The organism is Actinomyces sp. oral taxon 448 str. F0400, from assembly GCF_000220835.1.
GTDB lineage: Bacteria > Actinomycetota > Actinomycetes > Actinomycetales > Actinomycetaceae > Actinomyces.
In genome coordinates, this window is the sequence record NZ_GL985606.1 from 462,060 (window position 1) to 464,251 (window position 2,192).

The 2,192-nt window shown below is 73.2% G+C and carries 1 protein-coding gene; it reads right to left on the bottom strand.

Annotated elements, in window-relative coordinates:
• Positions 1-69: 69 nt before the first annotated feature.
• Positions 70-2,192, bottom strand: a 2,123-nt coding sequence (locus HMPREF9062_RS02040) for a copper-translocating P-type ATPase (protein WP_009748346.1), incomplete at its 5' end; no start/stop codon positions are given.

Here is a 2,192-nt window from a genome sequence, read left to right on the forward strand (position 1 = left end):
GCTGAACCAGCCCGTAGACCGCTAGCGGTCGGCCGGAGATCCGGTGGTGCGGTGGGGTGGCGGCTCGGCTCAGCGGGCCGCTCGACGCAGACGCAGCGAGTTGGTCACCACGATGACGCTCGAGCATGCCATGGCGGCCCCTGCGATCATCGGATTGAGCAGGCCCGCGGCCGCCAACGGGATCGCGGCCACGTTGTAGGCGAAGGCCCAGAACAGGTTCTGCTTGATGATGCGCAGCGTGGCGCGGCTGACGCGGATGGCCGCCACGACGGCGTCCAGGTCGGCGCGCACGAGCGTGATGTCGGCGGCCTCGATGGCCACATCGGTGCCCGAGCCCATGGCGAAACCGAGGCCACGGGTGCCGGCCTGGGCCAGGGCCGCGGCGTCGTTGACGCCGTCGCCGACCATGCCGACGACGTGTCCGCGCTGCTGCAATTCGGCGACGACGTCGCGCTTTCCGCCCGGCAGCACGTCGGCGCGCACGTCCTCGGCCGCGATCCCGACCTGCTCGGCCACGTGCGCGGCGGCGCGGGCGTTGTCGCCGGTGAGCAGGACCGGGCGCACGCCCAGCGAACGCAGCCGCTTAATCGCCGCGGCCGAGCTTGGCCGCACCGTGTCCCGTACGGCCAGGACGGCGGTGGCGGCCCCGTCGACGGCGAGGACGACTGCCGTGGCGCCGGTGCTCTGGGCGGCGGCGATGGCGTCGTCGGCCTCGGCCGGAACCTCGATGCCCCGCTCGACCAGCCATGCCGGACGCCCGACGGCGACGTCGCGCTCGACGCCGTCGAGGCTCACCGTGCCGGTGACACCGCGCCCCTCATGGCTGACGAAGTCCCAGACTCGCGGCGGCCCGCCGCCCCCGTCCTCGACATTCCGGGCCGCCCGGGCGATCGCCGCCGCGACCGGGTGCTCGCTGGCCGCCTCCACGGCGCCGGCCAGGGTGAGAACGCGCGTCGTGTCGCGCACCGCCTCTCCGCTCACCACAGTGATGTCTCGGGCCGCATCCAGGCTCATGCTCCCCTCGGTGACGGTGCCCGTCTTGTCCAGCACGATCGTGTCCAGGGCGCGGGTGGATTCCAGGACTTCGGGCCCCTTGATGACGACGCCGAGTTGGGCGGCGCGCCCCGAGCCCACGAGCAGGGCCGTCGGTGTGGCCAGGCCCAGCGCGCACGGGCAGGCGATGACGAGTACGGCGACGGCCGCCATGAAGGCGTGCTGTGCCGGGTGGCCCAGGGCCAGCCAGGCGATGAAGGTCGCCGCGGAGACGATGAGCACGGCGGGCACGAATACGCCCGAGATGCGGTCGGCCAGACGCTGAACCGGGGCCTTGCCGGCCTGAGCGGCGGTGACCATGGCCCCGATGCGGGCCAGGGTCGTGCCCTCGCCGACGGCGGTGGCGCGCACCAGCAGCGAACCGGAGGTGTTGACGGTGGCGCCGGTGACGGCATCGCCGACCCCGACCTCGACGGGCACCGATTCGCCGGTGAGCATGGAGGCGTCCACGGCGGAGCGGCCCTCGACGACCACGCCGTCGGTAGCGATCTTCTCCCCGGGGCGCACGGCCAGCAGGTCGCCCGTCCTCAGCTCGTCGATCGGGATGCGCTCCTCGGTGCGGATGGCGTCCGAGCGGGGGGCGCCGTCGTCGTCGAGGACGTCGATGGCGTCGGTCGAGCCCGACGGCGAGGCCAGGCGCACCCGCACGGCCTCCTTCGCGCCGAGCTCGAGCAGGGCGCGCAGGGCGTCGCCGGAGCGGTATTTGGCGCGGGCCTCGGCGTAGCGCCCGGCCAGAAGGAAGGTGGTGACCCAGGCGGCCGATTCGAAATACATGTGCGCGGCGTGGCCCTGGTGACGCGGCATGAGCTCCATGGTCATCCGCATGCCGATGTGCCCGGCCCCGCCCCAGATGAGCGCCCACAGGCTCCATGCGGTCGCGGCGATGACGCCCAGAGATACGAGGGTATCCATGGTGAAGGCGCCATGGCGCAGGGCCCCGAAGGCGGCCTTGTGGAAGGGCCAGGCTCCCCAGGTCGCCACGGGCAGGGCCATGGCCGCCACCAGCCACTGCCAGCCGGGCAGTTGGAGGGCCGGGACCATGGAGATCGCCATGACGGGGATGGACAGGATCAGGCTGACGATGAGGCGGCCGCGCAGGTCGGCGGCCCGAGTCGCCTGTGAGGCCCCGATGCGCGTGG